The organism is Vibrio sp. 10N.222.52.B12 (assembly GCF_002875385.1).
In the GTDB taxonomy this organism is placed as follows: domain Bacteria; phylum Pseudomonadota; class Gammaproteobacteria; order Enterobacterales; family Vibrionaceae; genus Vibrio; species Vibrio jasicida.
The window spans coordinates 22856-43187 of record NZ_MDAW01000110.1 but is presented as its reverse complement, the minus strand read 5'-3'; the positions used below and the strand labels follow the sequence as shown (position 1 = coordinate 43187).

19 protein-coding genes are annotated in these 20332 nt (G+C 45.4%); 6 read left to right on the top strand and 13 right to left on the bottom strand.

Going from position 1 to position 20332, the window contains the following annotated elements; all coding sequences use genetic code 11:
• Positions 1-43: 43 nt before the first annotated feature.
• Complete coding sequence (locus BCT11_RS09295; protein WP_038881087.1) at positions 44-700, top strand: hypothetical protein; 657 nt, start codon at positions 44-46, stop codon at positions 698-700.
• A 548-nt stretch (positions 701-1248) separates the two neighbouring features.
• Positions 1249-2160, top strand: a complete 912-nt coding sequence (locus BCT11_RS09290; protein ID WP_038870406.1) for a DMT family transporter — start codon at positions 1249-1251, stop codon at positions 2158-2160.
• Positions 2161-2221: 61 nt separating this feature from the next.
• Here BCT11_RS09290 and BCT11_RS09285 read toward each other — a convergent pair whose 3' ends face one another.
• From BCT11_RS09285 to BCT11_RS09275, 3 genes are all read right to left on the bottom strand, one after another.
• The gene (locus tag BCT11_RS09285; RefSeq protein WP_102388173.1) at positions 2222-3157 is read right to left on the bottom strand and encodes an ADP-ribosylglycohydrolase family protein; all 936 of its coding nucleotides are present in this window, start codon (positions 3155-3157) and stop codon (positions 2222-2224) included.
• 201 nt (positions 3158-3358) lie between these two features.
• Positions 3359-4591: a mannose-6-phosphate isomerase, class I gene (gene manA / locus BCT11_RS09280; protein WP_102388172.1), complete on the bottom strand. Its 1233-nt coding sequence runs from the start codon at positions 4589-4591 to the stop codon at positions 3359-3361.
• Positions 4592-4667: 76 nt separating this feature from the next.
• The gene (locus BCT11_RS09275) at positions 4668-6575 is read right to left on the bottom strand and encodes a fructose-specific PTS transporter subunit EIIC (RefSeq protein WP_102388170.1); all 1908 of its coding nucleotides are present in this window, start codon (positions 6573-6575) and stop codon (positions 4668-4670) included.
• 382 nt (positions 6576-6957) lie between these two features.
• Here BCT11_RS09275 and BCT11_RS09270 point away from each other — a divergent pair, with 382 nt between their 5' ends.
• Positions 6958-7800 (top strand): AraC family transcriptional regulator, encoded by an 843-nt coding sequence (locus BCT11_RS09270; RefSeq protein WP_005451367.1) that lies wholly within the window; start codon positions 6958-6960, stop codon positions 7798-7800.
• 21 nt (positions 7801-7821) lie between these two features.
• On the opposite strand, the gene BCT11_RS09265 is transcribed toward BCT11_RS09270, so the two are convergent.
• Together BCT11_RS09265 and BCT11_RS09260 are read right to left on the bottom strand one after the other, a co-directional pair.
• Positions 7822-8598 carry a PTS sugar transporter subunit IIA gene (locus tag BCT11_RS09265; protein WP_017819357.1) on the bottom strand — a complete coding sequence of 259 codons (777 nt, stop codon included), beginning with the start codon at positions 8596-8598 and terminating at the stop codon, positions 7822-7824.
• Positions 8599-8610: 12 nt separating this feature from the next.
• A complete protein-coding gene (locus BCT11_RS09260) occupies positions 8611-8910 on the bottom strand; it encodes a PTS fructose transporter subunit IIB (RefSeq protein ID WP_005441202.1) in 300 nt (99 codons plus the stop codon).
• Between the two features lie 233 nt (positions 8911-9143).
• On the opposite strand from BCT11_RS09260, the gene BCT11_RS09255 reads away from it, so the two are divergent.
• Positions 9144-11015, top strand: a complete 1872-nt coding sequence (locus BCT11_RS09255; protein ID WP_102388150.1) for a fructose-specific PTS transporter subunit EIIC — start codon at positions 9144-9146, stop codon at positions 11013-11015.
• A 325-nt stretch (positions 11016-11340) separates the two neighbouring features.
• On the opposite strand, the gene BCT11_RS09245 is transcribed toward BCT11_RS09255, so the two are convergent.
• Positions 11341-12228, bottom strand: coding sequence for a LysR family transcriptional regulator (locus BCT11_RS09245; protein WP_102388149.1), 888 nt, complete (start codon positions 12226-12228; stop codon positions 11341-11343).
• A gap of 101 nt (positions 12229-12329) precedes the next feature.
• Here BCT11_RS09245 and BCT11_RS09240 point away from each other — a divergent pair, with 101 nt between their 5' ends.
• Together BCT11_RS09240 and BCT11_RS09235 are read left to right on the top strand one after the other, a co-directional pair.
• Complete coding sequence (locus BCT11_RS09240; protein ID WP_102388148.1) at positions 12330-12698, top strand: DoxX family protein; 369 nt, start codon at positions 12330-12332, stop codon at positions 12696-12698.
• A 116-nt stretch (positions 12699-12814) separates the two neighbouring features.
• Entirely contained in the window at positions 12815-13693 is an 879-nt protein-coding gene (locus tag BCT11_RS09235; RefSeq protein WP_102388147.1) for an NAD(P)-dependent oxidoreductase, read from the top strand.
• A gap of 195 nt (positions 13694-13888) precedes the next feature.
• Here the strand turns inward: BCT11_RS09235 and BCT11_RS09230 are convergent, their stop codons facing one another.
• The 7 genes from BCT11_RS09230 to BCT11_RS09200 all read right to left on the bottom strand — a co-directional run bounded on the left by BCT11_RS09230 (position 13889) and on the right by BCT11_RS09200 (position 20331).
• Positions 13889-15325: a catalase gene (locus BCT11_RS09230; protein WP_102388146.1), complete on the bottom strand. Its 1437-nt coding sequence runs from the start codon at positions 15323-15325 to the stop codon at positions 13889-13891.
• Positions 15326-15619: 294 nt separating this feature from the next.
• Complete coding sequence (locus BCT11_RS09225) at positions 15620-16237, bottom strand: glutathione S-transferase family protein (protein WP_102388145.1); 618 nt, start codon at positions 16235-16237, stop codon at positions 15620-15622.
• A gap of 14 nt (positions 16238-16251) precedes the next feature.
• Positions 16252-17283: an NADP-dependent oxidoreductase gene (locus BCT11_RS09220; protein ID WP_042600119.1), complete on the bottom strand. Its 1032-nt coding sequence runs from the start codon at positions 17281-17283 to the stop codon at positions 16252-16254.
• 102 nt (positions 17284-17385) lie between these two features.
• The gene (locus BCT11_RS09215) at positions 17386-17973 is read right to left on the bottom strand and encodes a TetR/AcrR family transcriptional regulator (protein WP_050922676.1); all 588 of its coding nucleotides are present in this window, start codon (positions 17971-17973) and stop codon (positions 17386-17388) included.
• Positions 17974-18023: 50 nt separating this feature from the next.
• Complete coding sequence (gene yqfB / locus BCT11_RS09210) at positions 18024-18344, bottom strand: N(4)-acetylcytidine aminohydrolase (protein ID WP_005432046.1); 321 nt, start codon at positions 18342-18344, stop codon at positions 18024-18026.
• Between the two features lie 98 nt (positions 18345-18442).
• Positions 18443-19843 carry a serine hydrolase domain-containing protein gene (locus BCT11_RS09205; RefSeq protein ID WP_102388144.1) on the bottom strand — a complete coding sequence of 467 codons (1401 nt, stop codon included), beginning with the start codon at positions 19841-19843 and terminating at the stop codon, positions 18443-18445.
• A gap of 98 nt (positions 19844-19941) precedes the next feature.
• Positions 19942-20331: a VanZ family protein gene (locus tag BCT11_RS09200; RefSeq protein ID WP_102388143.1), complete on the bottom strand. Its 390-nt coding sequence runs from the start codon at positions 20329-20331 to the stop codon at positions 19942-19944.
• Between the last annotated feature and the right edge of the window lies 1 nt (position 20332).

Genomic DNA, 20332 nt, shown 5'->3' with positions numbered 1-20332 from the left:
TTAGTTTCCCTCTCGAATCTAATGAGGAGAATAGAACATTACTATGAAAAATATAAAAGTTGCAGTCGTCTTCATCGCTGGTATTAGCCTACAAGCTCATGCCAACAACTCAGTTGATATCACCAGTAGCACGCCTGAGGGAGTACATACAAAGTTTGAATCTGCTCATCAAGTCCATGATCGTATGGCGTCTTCTGGTTTTACGCTGCATCGTTGTGGTATCCAGTCTATCAAGAGAGGCCACATGGCTGATCAAGATATGGAAACCCCACATAGCCAGATTACTTGTATGTACTCAAAACCTGGTGCGCAAGTTACGGATGAATCCGAAATTGCTTATTGGCACTTAAACGTCGTTTACGATATGGGCAGCCAAATGTACAAAGCGGGCCACGAGTTTACCGATATCTATCAGACTCATATCTACACGCTAACACCAAGCTACCTTTTAGATGCTGCTCCTAACTTTCATCAGCAAAGAGCAAGTCTTCAGTCATCTGGTAAGAGCGTAGGTGAGTGTGAGTTGCAGCAAATTTACTACTTTATGAAGCCGACAGAGGCAACGTACCTTTCACATGTTGCAACTTGCCCAGTTTATGCCGCAGAAGGTGAACTATCAGGTCACTTGAATGTTGCTATCGACTACAATTCAGAAAGAAAAGGCTATACGGAAGCTAGTGTTGGCTTTGAATCTCTATAATCTTTTAGATTAGTCAGTATTCAACCTTTCGCTTTATGCACCAGTTAATGACTGGTGCATTTTTAACTTTGCTGAGACTCTCTGACAGCTTTACTTGTCTGTGCGAACCCTAAAAAAATACCCTAGCCTGCATTGGCTCAGGCTAGGGCGAAGCTCAGTCAGAGCGTTAAGGATTGCTAAAGAATTATATATGCCATTGGTTTTATATATGTTGCCAGCCATCACACTACTACGCCGTTAAGGTGATGGAGTGGTTAGTACATGTGATTTATGAAGGATAAACTCCATTTAGAACGATTTACTGTGCTCAACTTGGATCGCACACTTTATAGCTTTCTAAAACCACAAATAAAACAATGATATTGCCATGTGTCTTTTTTGTGGAGTAAATTTTCTCTAATTAAGGATTTTGTAGAATAAATTTCCACATCTATTTAAATAGTGTTTGTAAATGGTAAAACATTTCTAGATGGAAGTTTTTAAAATGTGGCACGTCAATCTGGTGAAACAAGCCAGTGAATATTAATTGTTTTAAGTAAGTCGTCGTCATGAATTCAAAATCTTTTACTGCTGTACTCTTTCTATCCGTGTGTTTGATCTGGGGAACCACTTGGTTCGCAATGGAAGTCGCATTGCACTCTATTCCCCCTGTTCTTGCCACAGGTATGCGTTTTTTCCTTGCTGCGCCTTTGCTGTTTGTGATGGCAAAAGCATTCAAACAACCTTTGATGTTCCCAAAGGGTAAGCGTCATTGGATTTTTATCGTGGCTGTTTTCTACTTTGCGATGCCGTTTACTCTGATGATTTACGGAGAGCAATACATCTCATCGGGTCTTGCATCGATTATTTTTGCCAACATGCCGGTTGCGGTGATGCTAATGTCTGGCCTGTTTTTAGGGCTGCGTTTAGCGCGTCACCAAGTGTTTGGCTTGTTGACGGCAGTGGTAAGTCTTTGTCTGATTTTGGGCAACGAGATGCAACTGGGTGGGGAAGATTACTTACTGGGTACGATGTCATTAGCTCTCGCGGTGGCAATGCATGCAGTGATGTATGTGCTAGTTCAAAAATACTGTAAGGACATTCAGGTGCTGACTTATAATGCACTGCCTTGTTTTATTGCTTCTCTTCTACTATTTGCTTTATCAGCAGTCTTTGAGCAAATTGATGTATTGGCGTTTACTTACGACTCAGTTCTAGCGGTGGTTTATCTTGGCTTTGTGGCAAGTGTTGGCGGTATTGTGGCTTACTTTAAACTGGGTCAGGTTTCGACACCGTTTCAAGCTTCGATTTGTTTTCTGATTTTCCCTTTGGTCGCGTTATTCCTATCCGCGTTTATTAATGGAGAAATGCTTTCAGAGCAGTCGATTATTTTAATGCTACCTCTTATGTTTGGCATTTTGTTAACCAAAGCTCCTAAGAAGCTTTTCAAGTTCCGCTCAGTGGCAGTACCCGCCGAGTAACGCATAGCAAGAGGCTCTCATGGGCCTCTTTTTTGCCCTGAATCCGCAACATCCCCTTCTTTTATAAACACTGCAGTAAACGGCGAGGTAGTGCAGTTTTATCCATCCAGTGATTTGGAATCGACATTGGTGTGTCGTAGTAACTTGCCCCAAGAATGGCACCGAGCGGAATAGCTCGCCCACTTGAATCGCCGCCACAGTAAATGTTTTCACGCATGGTGGTTTCATAGCTTTCTGAGTTCATCAACAAATGACAAATCACCACAAACGAAGCGTCTAAACCGCAATGCATCCCAACGGACTCCGCAACGCTGGTGGCGGTTCTGCCGCTCATCGCTTCTGCACGTTGAATATTGTTAGCAATCTTTGGAGAAACCGTCTGAGCTGCCATCACACACGCTTTGGGCGCAGCGCCTTGCAACGCCATCTGAATCATCACTGCGATAGCTTGGGCATACATAACTGCGGTGTCGTTGTTATTGGTAACCCGCACTGCGGAATCGACCAGTTTAGCGAGTTTGTCATCATCGGAATGAAAAGCCACCAACGGCGGAAGCTTAGATAGTGCTGGGTTTTGCGTGTCGTCAGCCCCACATAGGGTCACACGCAGTTCTTTGGCTTCCAACTCATGAATGTTGAGCAGTGTTTGTTTAGTCGGTTTGTCTGTATAGCCCTGCCATTTACCACCAAAATCAAACCACTCTCGAAAGGAGCGAATGTAACGCGCTTCGTCGTAGTGTCCGGTTTGAACCAAGGCGTCTAACATGGCAACAAGCTGTGCGCCATAGTGGGTGAGGTCACCAACCTGCTTACTACCGTGGGCAAAATAACCTTTGTCATGGTATTCAGTTCGGTTAGGTTGATGAAATTCCGGATGCGGAGAACCAAACTGCCTGATGAGTTCTTGATCGTAAAGCCAATGAAATCCGAGAGATGCTGCATCACCGACGAGTGCGCCGATAATGGCATGAAGAGAGCGAGCGTTTCTATGAGTCATCTTGCCACCTTTATCAACAGGGCTACTCAATAAGTCTTACACAGTTTCTTGGTTTTGTAGGGAAATTTTTCTGTTTTGGATCAAGACTATAGTGCTTAATTAACCATTGCTTTACTAGGGGTAAAAAGACTAGGGTTAAAAGCAAAACGCCCCGCGAGTGGCGAGGCGTTGGTTTTAGTGGCGTACTATTAATAATAACGATTAGCTGTAAGCGCGCGCAACACGACCTTCACAATTCAAAGTGACCTGTTTTGCGTAAGCCGGAATGAAAACAGAGTGTCCTTTTTCAACCACGCATGTTTCGCCGTTTGCGTGAGTTAGCACAAGTTTGGTATCCAGAGGCATAAGGATCTCAGCGGTTTGAACTTCTAGAGTACGCTGGTGAGCTTGTTTAACGATGGCGAATTTGAAATCGTCCACGGGAATTGGGTATTCCAACATGTCTTCGATTTCGTTTGGTGCAAGCAATAGGCTGTCGAATGGCTTCTCGTTGAAGCGTGTGCACGCAACGAGCTCTTTCACGTCCATGTATTTTGGTGTCAGACCCGCGCGCAGTACGTTGTCTGAGTTCGCCATGATCTCAAGACCTGTACCTTTCAAGTAAGCGTGTGGCGTTTCTGCATCTAAGAACATGGCATCGCCCGGTTGTAGGGTAATGACATTAAGCATCAGTGGTGCAAACAAACCAATATCGCCAGGGTATTGCTTCTCTAGCTCAAGAATAAGGTTGAACAGAGGTAAGTCGGTGATGCGAGCTTGAGCCAATAGCACCGTCAACGCCATCTCTTTCTGTTCGCCCTCTAGTGACAGTAGACCCGAGAAGAAGGTCGCCAAGCCTGTTGGCGTCTGGTTTGCGATTAGATCATCCACCAAGCCTTGTAGCTCAGGAATTGCCAGCTCAGAGAAGAAGCTGATGATTTCACTTGTTGGGCGGAAGCCATTCATCGCTTGGTATTCGGTTAGCGCGTAAACCAACTCAGGTTTGTGGTTTGGATCTTTGTAGTTACGGTTTGCAGCGGTTAGGGGAATGCCTTGTTTTTCTTCCAGTGCAAAGCCTAATTCTGCTTGTTGTTTGTTTGGGTGAACCTGAATCGACAGTGCTTTCTCAGCGGCAAGCACTTTAAACAGGTATGGAAGTTCACCAAAACGGTTTGTGACTTCTTCACTCAGAAAGGCATTCATGTCTTGAGCAATCAGTGAAGACAGTTTGGTCTCTTCACCGTTTACCATCACCAATGAGCAACCGTTTGGATGCGCGCCCATCCATACTTCTGCTTGTGGTTCGCCCGTTGGGTTTTCAATGCCAAACAGTTGGTTAACAGAAGTAGTACTGCCCCAAGCGTAGTTTTGAATCACGTTGTTCATCAGGAAAAACATCGGATGCTTAGCTTGAGTTTGAATCGTTTGTGTATCGGACATCGTTAAATCAGACATAGAGTGTCACCATGAGAGAAAATCATGGCTTGGGCGACATTGCCCAAGCCATAGGAGCCATTTGGGGGTAGGGGTATTAAGCGGCTGCTTGCATCATTTTCGCTTTGCGAACTTTCTTCAGAGTTACACACGTTACTGCGGTAACTACTGCGCCAGCTGCCATACAAATCAGAGCAAGTACTGGATGGTTCATCGCGCCAAGTAGAGCGACAACTGGACCTCCGTGAGCAACACTGTTGGTAATGCCGAATGAGAACGCCATTACTGCTGCTACCATTGAGCCAAGTACGTTTGCAGGAATCACTGACATTGGATCTTGCGCTGCGAACGGAATCGCACCTTCAGAGATACCAACCAGACCCATTGCACCTGCCGCTTTACCCGCTTCGGTTTCTGATTCTTCGAACAGGTCGAACTTACGACCAAGTGCCGTTGCCAGTGCCATGCCGAGAGGTGCAACTGGGATTGCACATGCCATCGCACCCATAAATTGAGTTTGACCACTTGCAATCATGCCCACAGAGAATAGGAACGCGACCTTGTTGAATGGACCACCCATATCGAAGCCAGCCATACCACCAAGTACGATACCCAGTAGAACGACGTTACCTGTACTCATGCTCGTTAGTAGCGCAGTCAGGCCGTCCATTAGGCTTGCGATTGGTGCACCGATAACGAAGATGAAAAGACCAGCGATGAACAACGAACCTGTGATTGGCGCAATCATGATTGGCACCAAAGGTTGAATGAACTTGTGGTAGTTAATCGACGTAATCCACTTCACGAAGTAACCCACAAGCAGACCAGCGATGATGGCACCGATAAAGCCTGTACCTGCGTCTGCGCCGTAGAAAGAACCATTGTTTGCAATCCAACCACCGATCAAGCCAGGAGCTAGGGCAGGACGGTCAGCAATCGCGTAAGCAATGTAACCCGCTAGGATTGGGATCATCAGCGTAAAGGCAACCACACCTACGTTGAGGATTTGGTTCCACATGCTGCCTTCAGGAATTGCCATACCGGCTTCACTTGGCTGCCCACCAACTGCAAGAGCAAGTGCAATCAACAGACCACCCGTTACAACGAATGGGATCATGTGTGATACGCCGTTCATCAAGTAGCGGTAAAGGTCAGAGCGAGCCTGAGAGGCTTTGTTTGCAACAGACGCTTGTGCATTGCTGCTTGCTTCTGCTTGGTATGTAGGAGCGTTTAACGCTTCGTTAATCAGACCTTGAGCATCGCGGATAGGGGCTTTTACGTTAGTTTTAACCACGCGTTTGCCCGCAAAACGGTTCATGTCGACTTGTTTGTCACATGCCACGATGATTGCATCAGCACGTTCAATTTCTTCTTCGGTTGGGCTGTTTTTCACACCGATTGAACCGTTCGTTTCAACCTTGATTTCGTAACCCATCGCTGCTGCACCTTTCTCTAGCGCTTCTGCCGCTAGGTAAGTGTGTGCAACGCCCGCAGGACAACCAGTAACACCAATGATGAAGCCTTGGTTTGCTGGTGCCTCTGTCACTGCTTGAGGCTCTTCTTTAGCAAGTAGAAGTGCCAGTGCGTCTTGGCTGTTTGCTGCACCTAAGAACGCATCAATGAAACCATCTTCAATCAGTTTTGAAGATAGCTCTGCCAGTACTTCGATATGGTGGTTATCGCCACCGTCTGGAGAAGCGATCATGAAGAACAGTTTTGAAGGCAAACCGTCTTCCGCGCCGTACTCGATACCCGATTTGCTTACGCCGATCACAACCGCTGGTTCAAGAACCGCTGCACTTTTTGCGTGTGGAATAGCTACGCCATCCTCAAATCCGGTGTTACCTAATTCTTCACGTGCTTTTATATCTGCAAGAAATTGCTCTTGGTCTGAAATACGACCTTGGGCGTGTAGAACTGCAACCAGTTCTTTAAATACGTCTTCTTTTGAAGTCGCTTGAAGATCAAGCTTAATCAAGTCTTCATTTATTAGTTTGGTGATCATTGTCGAACCCCTATAAATATAATTTTTATTTCAGGGGTATTTTGAAATTAACCTAGCGGAGACAGTAGTGAAGAAAAAATGCATTTACTGGACGATTGTAACCGCCCGGCTAGAGTGTGATGTAGATCGTCTGCTGGATAAACTTACTGCATATCTGTGACATTATGTGGAAGTCGATGAACCATAAGTGAAATGTGTTATTGCTCCCATATATAAGGGTTTAGAGTCTTTGTTGATGATTTGCTAGACTGGATAATTGATGCGTTAACTGGATTTTTGTAACCTTAAAATGGAAGTGTGATTTTGCTCAATAGCACAAAAATCCAGTAGGGTGTATATCTATAGGTATAGCATCATGGATGCGTGTTTAAGAGTACGTAAAATGATTTTTCATGATTTGATTTCATCAGTATTAAACGAGCGAGAACCATTCCACAATATATGGTTTGCTGGTGATTTTCATACACCACCTGAATTTAGCTATCAGGTTAACTTCCCTCGATTAGAATTGGTTTTGTCTGGTGAATATATTAATGAAATGGAAAGTCATGATCGCAAAGTGACGCATATCGTGGCGAAAACCGGTGATGCGATATTTATTCCGCCTAACTGTTGGAATAAACCTGATTGGGATACAGATTGCTCGGTATTAAGTATTCTCTTCGGTCGCCGTCAATTGGGTTTGAGTCTCGTGTCCAAACGTAAAGGGGAAGCGAGCTTTTACGATATCCAAAAGCACAGTATTCAAACTCGTTCTGGATTTGCCATTGATAATATCTTGGAAGCGCTGAGTTCATTGGCTCGTGAGTGCAATAAAAAGCCAATGGATGAGTTGTTGCTGCAAGCCTTGTTGCAATACGCTAAGTCGATGTTAGATGCGCCTATTGAGACGCAGGCGCACAGCCGAGTGCAAGATCTGTATCAGGGTATTTGTATCTACATCCAAGAGAACTTCCACCGCCCAATCACGCGTGACAGTATTGCGTCGAGGTTCAGCATCTCTTCTAACCATTTGTCGCGTTTGTTCCGTCAGCAAGGCCACATGACGCTAGCCGATTACATTACGTGGGTACGAGTAGACCGCGCAAAATTTATGCTCAAGAAATACAACTTTAAGTTGAATGAAGTATCGGTGCGCTGTGGATTCAAAGATGTGAACTACTTCTGCCGAGTCTTTAAGAACCGCACGGGCAGAACGCCGACGGAATATCGCGGTTCAATCTAGAACAGAAAAAAACAGTAAAGATTAAGCGAGCAGCCTCGACATGGCGTACATCAGAAGCGCCTGCAAGTCGACGCTGCTTTTTGTTAGCAGTAAACGCTCAGCCATTTGGTCGGTCAGCAGGTTACGGGTTAAGTTGGTTGCCGCAATGATGTGTTCGCGAGTCGGTTTCGCTGGCATTACTAATGCGATAGCAAGATGCACTTCCCCCATTTTTGATGCCCAATCCATCGGAATCTCGTTAGCGATAACCGCAACAGAGATGTGGTCCACACCTTCGAACATGACATGTGGTAGAGCAATGCCCGGTGTTACTGCGGTTGAGGATCGTTCTTCGCGTTTGATAAAGGCGAGAATGAGTTCGTCTGGGTGAATCGGATGAATAAGCTGCGCTAGCCCTTTCAGGCACTCAAATTTGGTGAGTTCAGTGTGCGCTTTGGCGTAATGCCATTTAATTTCACAAGGCGGGCAGATTTGCGGAAGACGCTCAGCAAGTTGGCTTGAGAACTCGTAGTTGATGTGAGAACCCACAACGGTAAAGTTCTCAGCAATCATATCTTTGATAACGAAACAGGCAAGCTCGGCATCAATACCAATAGCCGTGATTTGACACAAGTCGCCTTGCTGCAAGCCAACTTGTAAAACCGCGATTGACTTAGTGAGCTCAGCAACGCGATTTTGGGTTATGTTGATGATGTGTAATGTGCTTTTGAACTTTTTGGCGACGCGATTAAGGGGCTGCGCTACGTGAGCACTGGCATTGATATCGTCGACAAAAAAGGTGATCTGGTATTCGTTCATCAGCACAGCGTATCATCGACAGTGTACAAGGAACACTTTATCGACATTGAGTAACACGTCTTCAATAGGGATTTGGACTTTGTTGGTGCCTTCAAAGCGAGCTGGTTGTTCAATCTCAATATCGGATACAATTAAGACTCGATCCGCTTGTGCAATATCGTGGGGAGTGAGCTGATTCTCAATACCCATCGCGCCTTGCGTCTCAACCTTAATTTGTACGTTATGCTTAGGCGCAGCTTTCATTAGTGCATCTGCCGCCATATAAGTATGAGCGATGCCTGTAGGGCACGCTGTCACCGCTACGATCTTCATGTTCTATCCACTTTATTTTTTTATGGATTTTAGCATAGTGACCGTCGGAAGGATGGATTTAAAGCAGATAATCGCAAGAGCTCTATCACAGTTTAAATCTCATGTTACATTAATCCAGTTAATGCACTTTTTGTCCTGTATTGGAAAGGACGAGTGTTGGTTACTCTGTACACAGTCATAGATGGAACAAATAACTCATGACTCACGAGCGTGAACATTGCAAGGTACAAACAATGGACATATTAAACCTTATTGAGCCGGAAACCATTTGCTTGGATTTGCAGGCTCAAACCAAAGATGAAGCGCTCAAAGAGCTCGTCGAATTGTTGGACGCGGCGGGCAAGCTCACTAGCAAAAGTCAGTTCTTGGCGGACATTTGGAAACGAGAAGAGATTGGCAATACCGGCTTTGACGAGGGTATTGCCATTCCTCACGCCAAAAGTAATGCGGTCGCTAAACCCGCAGTCGCAGTGGGCATCAGCCGAAAAGGGATTGATTACGGTGCCGATGACGGTGAACTGTCTGACGTATTTTTTATGCTGGCTTCTCCGGATGGGGATGACCATCACCACATCGAAGTCTTGGCACAAATTTCCACCAAAATCATTGAAGATGGTTTCGTTAACAAGTTAAAAGCGGCGGAGTCGGTGGAGGAAGCGCGCGAGCTACTTACTGATATTCAATCGAACACGAATGACTCTGGTATCGATCCTTTAGAGTTTGCATCTGAGCCACTCAGCCCTTGGGCGCAAAAGCTCGGCAGAATGAAAGAACACTTACTGTTTGGCACCTCTCATATGATTCCGTTTATTGTCGCGGGCGGCGTATTGTTGTCTCTGTCTGTGATGATTTCAGGTCATGGCGGTGTTCCGGAAGAGGGGATTCTGGCAGATATCGCTGAGATGGGGATAGCAGGTTTGACGCTGTTTACCGCGGTATTGGGTGGTTACATTGCCTATTCGATTGCGGATAAGCCGGGTCTGGCTCCGGGAATGATTGGTTCTTGGATTGCGGTGAGTCACTACAACACCGGCTTCTTGGGCGCGATTGTCGTCGGATTTTTCGCCGGCTTTGTGGTTTGGTTACTGAAGAAGATTCAATTGCCGGACAGCATGAGCTCCCTTGGCTCTATCTTTATCTACCCGCTGGTTGGTACGTTTGTCACCTGTGGCGCAGTGATGTGGGTGATTGGCTCACCGATAGCCAGCGCAATGACGACCATGAACGATGTGCTCACGGGTATGGCGGGCTCTGGCAAAGTGATGTTGGGCACTGTACTGGGTGCAATGACCGCATTTGACATGGGCGGTCCTATCAACAAAGTGGCGACTTTGTTTGCTCAAACACAGGTAAATACTCAGCCGTGGCTGATGGGTGGTGTCGGTATCGCGATTTGTACCCCGCCTCTGGGCATGGCGTTAGCGACTTTCCTATCGCCAAGTAAATTTAAACGTGATGAGCGTGAGGCAGGTAAAGCCGCGGGCATCATGGGCATGATTGGCATCAGTGAAGGGGCGATTCCGTTTGCTGCCGGTGACCCAGCTCGCGTACTGCCTGCGATTGTTGCTGGTGGCATAGTCGGTAACGTGATTGGTTTTATGTTCCATGTAATTAACCATGCACCGTGGGGCGGCTGGATTGTACTGCCTGTTGTGGATGGCAAGATTGGCTACATTGTCGGCACAATCGCAGGCTCGTTTACCACCGCATTGATTGTTATTGCACTTAAGAAGACGGTCACAGAAGACGACAATCCGGTTGGTCAATCACAAGCTTACACGTCTGTGCAAGGCGAGGGCGAAGCAGACATTCTTGCCGTGACGTCTTGTCCATCAGGTGTGGCGCACACCTTCTTAGCGGCGAAGTCATTAGAGAAAGCCGCCTGTGCGTTAGGCATTAAGATCAAGGTCGAAACGCAAGGGGCGAACGGCATCATTAACCGAATCACCGACAAAGATATCGCCAAGGCGAGGTTTGTTATCTTCGCTCACGATGTCGCCATCAAAGAGCCGGAGCGATTTAGAAAAATGAAGGTATTGGATGTCAGCACTAAAGACGCGATGCTCAATGCGGCAGCACTGTTGCAGGCGAAAAGAATCCCTTAAGTACATATCCCCAAGTAACCTCCATATGCATGGTTCAGCGAGAATGATTTGGTTTTCAGACGAGGCAACGATTTGAAGTTCTAGTGGTGCTAAATCAAAAATCGCTAACAAAGTATGCAAACCAAATCAACTCGCCCTTCGGGAGCTTGTCACTGAAGCGATTTCTTTGTCAAACACCTTGGAAATAGATCACTATTACGCTGCGATGTTTTCCTCGAACTCGAGTCAGTGACCAAGCTCTGAATACTGCATATTGAAGTCACTTGGGGATAATCCCACTAAGGCTATCTGCTAGTTAGCTCCATCATTTTTGATGGAGCTTTTTTTATCCTTGAGAAAAGTGCTTAACCAAGAAATCAATAAAAGTGCGAATGCGCTGAGGTTGGTACTCACTATCTTTGTAAACCATGTACATTGGTAGCTTAACTGATTGATATTGCGTTAGTACTTGAATTAACTCACCGTTATTAAGCTCTTGTTCTACCATCCATTTTGGCATTGCAGCGATGCCTTGCCCAAGCTTCGCCATTTGCACCAACATCTCAGGACTATCACTTCGAACTTGCTCTTTCACTTTGATTTTAATGGCTTCATCACCATCGCTGAAACGCCACAAGTTAGATGGATTAGTGAGTGAGTAGGTTAAACAAAGATGTTTGCTCAAATCGTTAGCACTAAGGATAGGGTCGCGCTTGTTGAGGTAACTGGGAGACGCGAAGTAAACTAATTCGTTATCCATCAACCAACGCGCTTTTAAACCCGAGTCTTTTAGGTAGGCGGCACGAATCGCGATATCAACATTGCCTTCAACTAAATCGACAAACTTGTCCGAAACTGACACATCAACACTGAGCTCTGGATGTTGGTTGAGAAACTCATTCAGTGGCGCAGATAACAAGCGAACGCTAAACGCACTCGGCACTGAAAGCTTGAGCTCGCCAGAGACCGACGCTTGTTCTTGCCTAAGCTGCGACTCGAAGGAATCCATTTGTTCTGTGAGTGTCTGCGCCAATTCGAGATATTGCTTTCCACCAGAGGTTAAGCTGATAGCGCGAGCATGACGATGAAACAAGGTGATGCCGACTTCACGCTCAAGCCAAGCGATCTTCTTGCTCACCGCACTCTGAGTGGTATTGAGTTCGTTAGCCGCGGCAGTAAATGAACCCAACTGAGCAACACGAGAAAAGACTTTCAAACAATCAAATTTATCCATGATGCATTCCTATTTGGAATGATAAGTAGCTAAATACTACTCTTCTTAAGTTTTAAGTGGAATGTTTTAATACTTCCATCATCTGTTCGGGAGTTAAAATTATGGTGTTTATTCAAGGGTTGTTAATCGCGTTTTTCTTGTTTGCTAGTTCTATCAAAATCATCGGTTGGGTGAAGCCGATTTTTGAGCCTCAGCTCGTTTTCTTTCATAAATATGGATTGAACCGTGCCCCTATGTTTTTGGTTGGACTGGTTGAGGTAACGGGTGCAATTTTGATGTTAATTGGCTTGTTATCGACGAACAACTTGTTAAGTGCGATAGGAGCAAGTTTTATTGTTTTCACCTCAGTTGGTGCGATGTTTTTCCATTTTCGTTTTGATACTTGGAAAGATGCGATTCCGTCAATGGTGACGCTTTTATTATCACTTTTGGTGACTTCGCCTTTGATTGAGTTTGTTGCGCTTATTTAAGACGAAATTATTGCAAGTAATGTTCTGAAATCTTTAGTAACATGTTTCAAATATTAACTGTTTCAAATAGTAATAGTTTCAAAACGTAACGTATTTCGAATTCAAGGAGGCTTGCAATGGAAAAACTAAGAGTAGCATTTATTGGTCTGGGTGTGATGGGATACCCAATGGCTGGTTACCTAAGTAAAGCGGGCTTTGAAACCAAAGTATACAACCGCACAAAAGCGAAAGCCGACAAGTGGGCTGAAGAATACCAAGGTGTGGCTTGTGAAACTCCACGTGAAGCGGCAGAAGGCTGTGACATCGTTTTTACCTGTGTGGGTAATGATGATGACGTTCGTAGCGTTGTTTACGGTGAAGAAGGCATTCTGGTCGGTTTGAAAGCGGATGCAGTGCTAGTGGACCACACGACGACTTCTGCAGACCTAGCGGTTGAGCTGGCTGAAGCGTGTGTTAAATACGGCAATCACTTCATTGATGCGCCAGTTTCTGGTGGTCAAGCGGGCGCAGAAAATGGTGTTCTAACCATCATGTGTGGTGGTGAACAAAACATTTTTGATCGTGTGTCTCCAGCGATGGATGTGTACGCGAAGCAGATGACGCTACTGGGTGAAAACGGTCAGGGTCAACGTTGTAAGATGGTAAACCAAATCTGTATTGGTGGTGTTTTACAAGGTCTGAGTGAAGCTTTGCTGCTGGCACAAAAATCAGGCTTGGACATCGCTCAAGTTGTAGAAACGTTGAAGCATGGCGCTGCAGGTTCTTGGCAGATGGAAAACCGCGCAAATACCATGGCGGAAGACAAATTCGATTTTGGCTTCGCTATTGATTGGATGCGCAAAGACTTGGGTTTCTGTCTGCAAGAAGCAGAGCGAGTGGGTCTAGAACTTCCACTGACTAAGAAAGTGGATGAGCAGTATGCAGACCTTCAACGTGATGGTTTAGGTCGCATGGATACATCAGTACTGATCAAAGCGGTAGCTAAAAATCAGTAGTTGATGAATCAGTAATAGATAAACAGTTCTTTGGTATCAAAGAGCTTAAAGAAATCTAAGTTAATCATAATGAACCTCCTTGAGCATTGGTTGTGGCTAGTGATTAAGGATTAGTGATTTGAAATCAGGAGGTGCTGTTGGGCACCTCCTTTTTTATGTCTTTTAATCACACAGTGTGATGATTACAGCGTTCGCTTACTTGTTTAAGCCTAGCGCTATCTCAAGACCTTTGCCGTACGCTTCGTCTGCTTGGTATGCATGTTGAACGTGGCGCTGTTGGATGAACTCTGGCACACCGTCCATTGCGCGAGCTGTGTTGTCGAACAGAGTTTGACGTTGCTCTTCACTCATCAGACGGAATAGGTCACCCGCTTGGCTGAAGTAGTCTTCGTCTACACGGTGATCGTAGTGATCAGCGTTGCCGTTGATGCGTAGAGGTGGCTCAGAGTAATCTGGTTGCTCTGCCCATTCTTGTTTGTAGTTTGGCTCGTAACCTAGTGTTGAACCAAAGTTGCCATCAACGCGCATTGCGCCATCGCGGTGGTAGCTGTGAACAGGGCAACGAGGTGCGTTCACTGGGATTTGATGGTGGTTCACACCTAGACGGTAACGCTGAGCATCTCCGTAAGCGAACAGACGACCTTGTAGCATCTTATCTGGTGAGAAGCCGATACCAGGTACGACTGCAGCTGGGTTGAACGCTGATTGCTCAACTTCTGCGTAGAAGTTTTCTGGGTTACGGTTCAGTTCGAACTCACCAACTTGGATCAGTGGGTAGTCTTTTTGAGACCATACACGTGTTAGGTCGAATGGGTTGAAGTTGACTTCATCCGCTTCTAGCTCTGGCATGATCTGTACGTACATCTTCCATTTAGGGAAGTCTTGACGCTCAATCGCTTCGTAAAGGTCACGGTGATGGCTTTCGCGGTCTTTACCTACGATTGCTTCTGCTTCTTGGTCAGTCAGGTTCTTGATGCCTTGCTGAGTTTTGAAGTGGAATTTCACCCAGTAACGTTCGTTTTCTGCGTTGATGAAGCTGAACGTGTGGCTACCAAAACCATGCATATGACGGTAAGAAGCTGGGATACCACGGTCACTCATTACGATAGTCACTTGGTGGAATGCTTCTGGTAGTGATGTCCAGAAATCCCAGTTGTTTGTAGAGCTACGCATGTTAGTGCGAGGATCGCGTTTTACTGCGTGGTTTAGGTCTGGGAATTTTAGTGGGTCACGTAGGAAGAATACCGGTGTGTTGTTACCAACCAAGTCCCAGTTACCTTCTTCAGTGTAGAATTTTAGTGCGAAACCACGGATATCGCGTTCTGCGTCTGCTGCACCGCGCTCACCAGCTACAGTAGTGAAGCGAGCGAATAGTTCTGTTTTTTTGCCGATATCAGAGAAGATTTTAGCGCGAGTGTATTTTGTGATGTCGTGCGTTACTGTGAACGTACCGTAAGCACCAGAACCTTTTGCGTGCATACGACGCTCAGGGATCACTTCGCGGTCAAAGTGTGCCAATTTTTCAAGGAACCAAACGTCTTGTAATAGTTGAGGGCCACGAGGACCTGCAGTCATAACGTTTTGGTTATGTGCGACAGGGCAACCTGCTGCTGTAGTCAATTTCTTGCTCATTTGAATTTCCTTGCAATAGTGATAATAAATCTTGTCTTTTGGATGAATCCAAAAGTTATGCGAGGAGAATAACGCTGCAATTGAGAAGAAAAAAACTGTTATTAGCAATCAGTGTGATAGGTATCACCTATGCTTTAAGTGGTTGTTAATTAATGGCTTTATGTCAATTAACATTATTTATCGTGTGGATTATAAATGGTATTCAGGCATGTTTGGTGTGAATGATTTCTGCCTATTTCAAAGATTCCCGAAATAGACAGAAATTCTCAACGGTTTGAGAAGGTCTCAATTCGATTAACCGAACTTCACTTCAAGTTCTTCTGCTTTAGTAAACGCAGGATGAGTCGCGAGCTGCGCACCATAACGTTGGATGTTTGGGAAGCGCTCAATGACGCCAAACTTGTTTAGGATATCGACGACAAAAGACATCATGAAATCCGCGCCTGTTAGTCGCTCTTCTACAAAGTAGGTTTTCCCTTCTAGGCTTTGATCAATGTAGCCCATGACTTTCATGGTTTCCGCATCGGCGTAATCCGCAAGGAAATTGGTCTGTGCGCCATCTTTAGCAACAAACATCTTGAGCAGCAGGGGAACCATGGCTGAGCTCTCTGCAAAATGCAGCCATTGAATGTATTGCGTGTAAGCTTTGCTGCCACGCTCTGGTGCAAAACGTCCATCTGCATACTTTTCAATTAAGTATTCAGTGATAGCACCAGACTCTGTAACGATCTCGTCGCCATCTTCCAATACAGGTGACTTGCCGAGTGGGTGAATGCTCTTGAGCTCAGGTGGCGCAAGGAAGGTGACGCTGTCACGAAGGTAAGGCACGATCTCATAATCCACCCCCAATTCTTCTAACAACCAAATGATGCGTTTTGAGCGAGACTGGTTTAAATGATGCAGTTTAATCATGGAAGAATCCTTTCTTATACAGGTTGATTAGTTTGAATAACAAGCTTGCCGAAGTTTTTACCTTCCAGTAGACCGATGAATGCCTCTGGCGCGTTTTCTAAACCTTCTACTAGATGTTCGCGATAGTGGATTTTGCCTTCTGCTAGCCATTGGCTTACATCTTTGACGAAGTTTGTGTAGCTTTGCTCGTAGTGGTCAAAAATGATGAAGCCTTGCATCTTGATGCGTTTAACCAGAATGTTACCCATCAGCATCGACATACGATCTGGACCTTCAGGTAACGCTGTCGCGTTGTATTGAGAAATCAAACCACAAAGTGGTACGCGAGCGCCGACATTAAGCAGAGGTAATACCGCGTCAAAGACTTTACCGCCTACGTTTTCAAAGTAGACATCGATACCTTTGTCGCATGTTGCTGCTAGCTGCTCTGCAAAGTCATCTGCGGTGTGATCAAGACAATCATCAAAACCTAGGGTCTCTTTTGCGTACTGACACTTCTCTGCGCCGCCTGCGACACCGATTACACGACAACCTTTTAGCTTACCGATTTGACCAACCATAGAACCAACCGCACCGGTTGCAGCTGCGACAACTAGGGTATCGCCAGCTTTGGGCTGACCAATTTCCAATAACCCCACATAAGCGGTAAAACCAGGCATACCAAGCACACCGAGGGCATAAGACGGATGCGTCGGCTCGCTGCCTAATTTAAACAGACCTTCGCCGTTAGATAGCGCGTAATCTTGCCAGCCTGTGTAAGCTACCACCCATTCGCCAGTTTGGAAGTTGGAGTTCTTCGATTCCACCACCTGACAAACGGTTCCGCCAACCATCACATCGTTTAGCTCTACAGGATCAGCGTAGGATTTGCCTTCATTCATACGGCCGCGCATATATGGGTCAAGAGAGAGATACACGCTGCGCAAGAGCACTTCACCTTCGCTCGGGGTAGGGATGGCAGTCTGTTCTAAACGGAAGTTCTCTGGGACTGGCGAGCCTTTTGGACGGTTAGCCAATACGATTTGACGGTTGAGCGTTTGGGTCATGGTAAGTTCCTATATTAATTATTAGACCAGTCGTCTAGTTTTGATTCCTAAAAAATCCGCCGTACTTTTTGGGTAAAGATAAGGCGGATTAAGTGTGGTTCGTTATTTGCCTTTTAGCATACTTTGAGTGCTCTCAAAGCTACGCATTAAACCGGAACGATCCTGATACAGTTTGTTGAGTAAGCTTGCGCCAATCCATTGATGGTAAATCAAGTGGGCGGTTTGTTCTGCTGACTCAACTTGGATTGAGCCGTCTTCAATGCCCGCTTGGACACAATCTTCGATGGCTTTCACCACTTGAGTGGCACCCGAAGCCAGTTTTACGCGCATTGCTTCTGAAAGATCAGAGACTTCAGCACTCAACTTCACGACCAAGCATTTGTTGGCGTTACATTGGCCATTTTCAATCGCCATCCAGCGTTCGAAATAGCTCAAAAGGCGGTCGCAACCAGAGCCTTCACTTTCAGTAAAGTGGGCTGTGATCATCTCAAGGTAGCGAGAGAAGTAATCTTCAATCAATGCCTCACCAAATTGCTCTTTCGACTTAAAGTAATGGTAGAAAGAGCCTTTCGGCACATCCGCTGCCTTTAAAAGTTCTGAGAGCCCAACGCTCGTAAAACCTTTGGTCACTACCAATTGGTAGCCGACATCGAGAATGTGTTGGCGTGTATCGTTCGTTTTTGCGTTCATGAGCAATACTATAAAAGCGATTAGACCAGTCGTCTAGTAAATTGTGGTTCTTACTTGATCAGTTCGTATTCAATCACATACAGTTCATCGATGTTCGGGTAGATCTCGCGAATAAGCTCTTTCAGTTTTGGCAGTTCAATCGCTTCTTGTTCTGCGTGGAACTCGTTGATGTCATCAAACTTCAGTGGTGCCACTGATAGGATTTTGATGTCACACACCTTGCGGTCTGTTTCTAGGGTGAACACTTCCACTTCAGTGTTTGGCACGTAGTGGCTTTCTGATTCATCACGAATCGTGATCGTCTTTTTACCCGCAGTGATAAGTGGTGTTAGGAATTCAAAGAAAGTGATTTTAGTTGGATGTGAAGACATAACCGATGCTCATATTAATGTAATAGGGCGAGAGTATATCTCGCCCTCTAAGAAAAATATCCAAAAAAGTGCTAACCGAGGAAACCTGCGCTGAGTCGCTATTTCGAGGAGCGTAGTCGGTAGTAGGTCTCAGTATGATTGCCACTTTTCGCTTTAACGTTATTGGTCTTTCCCTGTTCATTTTTGACAGGGCTGAAGGTTAAAATGATGCCGAAAGCTTTGTTCTCGAACTCGTTTCCCGTCATTGGAATGAAAGTAAATGAGGGTTGACCTACCATCTGAGCTTTTAATGCTCCATCATCAATGAACACCTCTACTACCTTTTTGCCATCCAAGGCTTTATATGTTCCCGTGAAGGCCTTAAGTTGCCCTTCATTCATTGTCATGTTTGGGCGGTCATAATCTGGCAATTCAACCTTCTCATCAAAGTATAAACTGACAATATTTCTCACAATATCGTCATAGGTTTCATGAAGTCCGTTGATTGAGATGACAATCGCAACATCTTGTTTGGGGAAGTACAGCATTGACGAGCGATAACCTTCCAAGAGACCATCGTGTCCATAGCGTTCAAGTTGCGAGTATTCAGGGCTGTAAATACCAAAATACTCCTTCGTCATCATTTGCACTGCCTCTTTCGGGAGTAACTCACCTTGGAACAGTGCCCGAATAAACCGAGAAACATCGAGTGTTGTTGAGGTAATGCTCGCCGCTGCACCTGTTACGGTTGGCGACCAGTGCGGTGTGACTGCCACCCATGCGTTGTTCCAGTAATAGAAAGACGTAATGTGAATATCGCACGCCTTGAGATCAAGGCAATACTGAGTGTGCGTTAAGTTCAATGGTTGCGTGATTTGAGCGCGGAGTACCTCGTCAAAGCTCTTTCCCGTCACTTTTTCAATGATATAGCCTAGCAATAGGTAATTTGCGTTTGAGTACTCATGTTGACTGCCTGGTGGAAAGTTAGAGGGCAGTGCTGCCAATCTCGCGATCATTTTTGCTTGCGTTTGAGGCTTTGTGTAGTAACTCAGAAAGTCGGGTTCATCAATAAAGTTCACTAACCCAGAGCGGTGTTGGAGTAAATCTCTGATGCTGATGTGCTCAGCGTTGCTAATCTCAGGAAAGAAGTCGTTCAGTTTGGTGTTCAAACTAAGCTTATTTGCTTCAATTAACTGCATCACCATGGTTGCCGTCATGGTTTTGGAGATAGATGCTACTTTGTATGGGCTTGAACTGTCTGCAGGAACATAACCACGGCTGGCTAACAAACCAACTTTACGGTTTGAGTAACCAGTTTGTTTGTCCAGCACCACGTTACCTTTATCCAAAATAGTGAAGCTGCCCATGGCTTTGTTGTATGTGAAGAGATCGCCGATATAACTGTTGATGACGGTGAGTTTGTCTTCCTGTGCTTGTACTTGTGTTAGGCACGAGAGCGTAGCAACTAAGGCAATAGCGGATTGGAATGCAATTCGAGAAACTGTTCTTTTTAAAATCAAGGCGCTGTACAGAATGGAGAAAGGATAGAGAGAGTATAACGCCTGTGGAGGACAGGCGTGTAGTTTGTCATTTTAGAGTGATGAATAGGCCTAAAAAGCTAATGATTAGCAAAGAGCTTTATAAACTTGGCACAGAAATAGCCCAAGATAATACCTATCCAGTTAGTGCTTAAGTCATCAAAACTGAAGGAGCGAGTTGCGATAAACAATTGGCTGAACTCCTCCAAAGAGATGATAAACAATAGGACGATCAGTAACCGAATACCAAACATGTCCGCGTTTGTTGCTGTCACCCATTTAGGGAAGTTAAACACGGCTAGAAAACCAATCAAAAGGCTAAAGGTAAAATGTAGCGTACTTGAGCCGCCGACATAATTCTCTAGATTTTGGTACGTGACATGACTGATATCAGAACTTTTCCAAAGCGATAGAGAAATCGTCAGTAGTAACACACCGATAAAGCTAATTCGTGCAATCGTATTTGTCATA

Bases quoted from the DNA above. Each gene is read 5' to 3' on its own strand.
- BCT11_RS09295 (WP_038881087.1), top strand. From the start codon at position 44: ATGAAAAATATAAAAGTTGCAGTCGTCTTCATCGCTGGTATTAGCCTA.
- BCT11_RS09290 (WP_038870406.1), top strand. From the start codon at position 1,249: ATGAATTCAAAATCTTTTACTGCTGTACTCTTTCTATCCGTGTGTTTG.
- BCT11_RS09285 (WP_102388173.1), bottom strand. From the start codon at position 3,157: ATGACTCATAGAAACGCTCGCTCTCTTCATGCCATTATCGGCGCACTC.
- manA (WP_102388172.1), bottom strand. From the start codon at position 4,591: ATGTCTGATTTAACGATGTCCGATACACAAACGATTCAAACTCAAGCT.
- BCT11_RS09275 (WP_102388170.1), bottom strand. From the start codon at position 6,575: ATGATCACCAAACTAATAAATGAAGACTTGATTAAGCTTGATCTTCAA.
- BCT11_RS09270 (WP_005451367.1), top strand. From the start codon at position 6,958: ATGATTTTTCATGATTTGATTTCATCAGTATTAAACGAGCGAGAACCA.
- BCT11_RS09265 (WP_017819357.1), bottom strand. From the start codon at position 8,598: ATGAACGAATACCAGATCACCTTTTTTGTCGACGATATCAATGCCAGT.
- BCT11_RS09260 (WP_005441202.1), bottom strand. From the start codon at position 8,910: ATGAAGATCGTAGCGGTGACAGCGTGCCCTACAGGCATCGCTCATACT.
- BCT11_RS09255 (WP_102388150.1), top strand. From the start codon at position 9,144: ATGGACATATTAAACCTTATTGAGCCGGAAACCATTTGCTTGGATTTG.
- BCT11_RS09245 (WP_102388149.1), bottom strand. From the start codon at position 12,228: ATGGATAAATTTGATTGTTTGAAAGTCTTTTCTCGTGTTGCTCAGTTG.
- BCT11_RS09240 (WP_102388148.1), top strand. From the start codon at position 12,330: ATGGTGTTTATTCAAGGGTTGTTAATCGCGTTTTTCTTGTTTGCTAGT.
- BCT11_RS09235 (WP_102388147.1), top strand. From the start codon at position 12,815: ATGGAAAAACTAAGAGTAGCATTTATTGGTCTGGGTGTGATGGGATAC.
- BCT11_RS09230 (WP_102388146.1), bottom strand. From the start codon at position 15,325: ATGAGCAAGAAATTGACTACAGCAGCAGGTTGCCCTGTCGCACATAAC.
- BCT11_RS09225 (WP_102388145.1), bottom strand. From the start codon at position 16,237: ATGATTAAACTGCATCATTTAAACCAGTCTCGCTCAAAACGCATCATT.
- BCT11_RS09220 (WP_042600119.1), bottom strand. From the start codon at position 17,283: ATGACCCAAACGCTCAACCGTCAAATCGTATTGGCTAACCGTCCAAAA.
- BCT11_RS09215 (WP_050922676.1), bottom strand. From the start codon at position 17,973: ATGAACGCAAAAACGAACGATACACGCCAACACATTCTCGATGTCGGC.
- yqfB (WP_005432046.1), bottom strand. From the start codon at position 18,344: ATGTCTTCACATCCAACTAAAATCACTTTCTTTGAATTCCTAACACCA.
- BCT11_RS09200 (WP_102388143.1), bottom strand. From the start codon at position 20,331: ATGACAAATACGATTGCACGAATTAGCTTTATCGGTGTGTTACTACTG.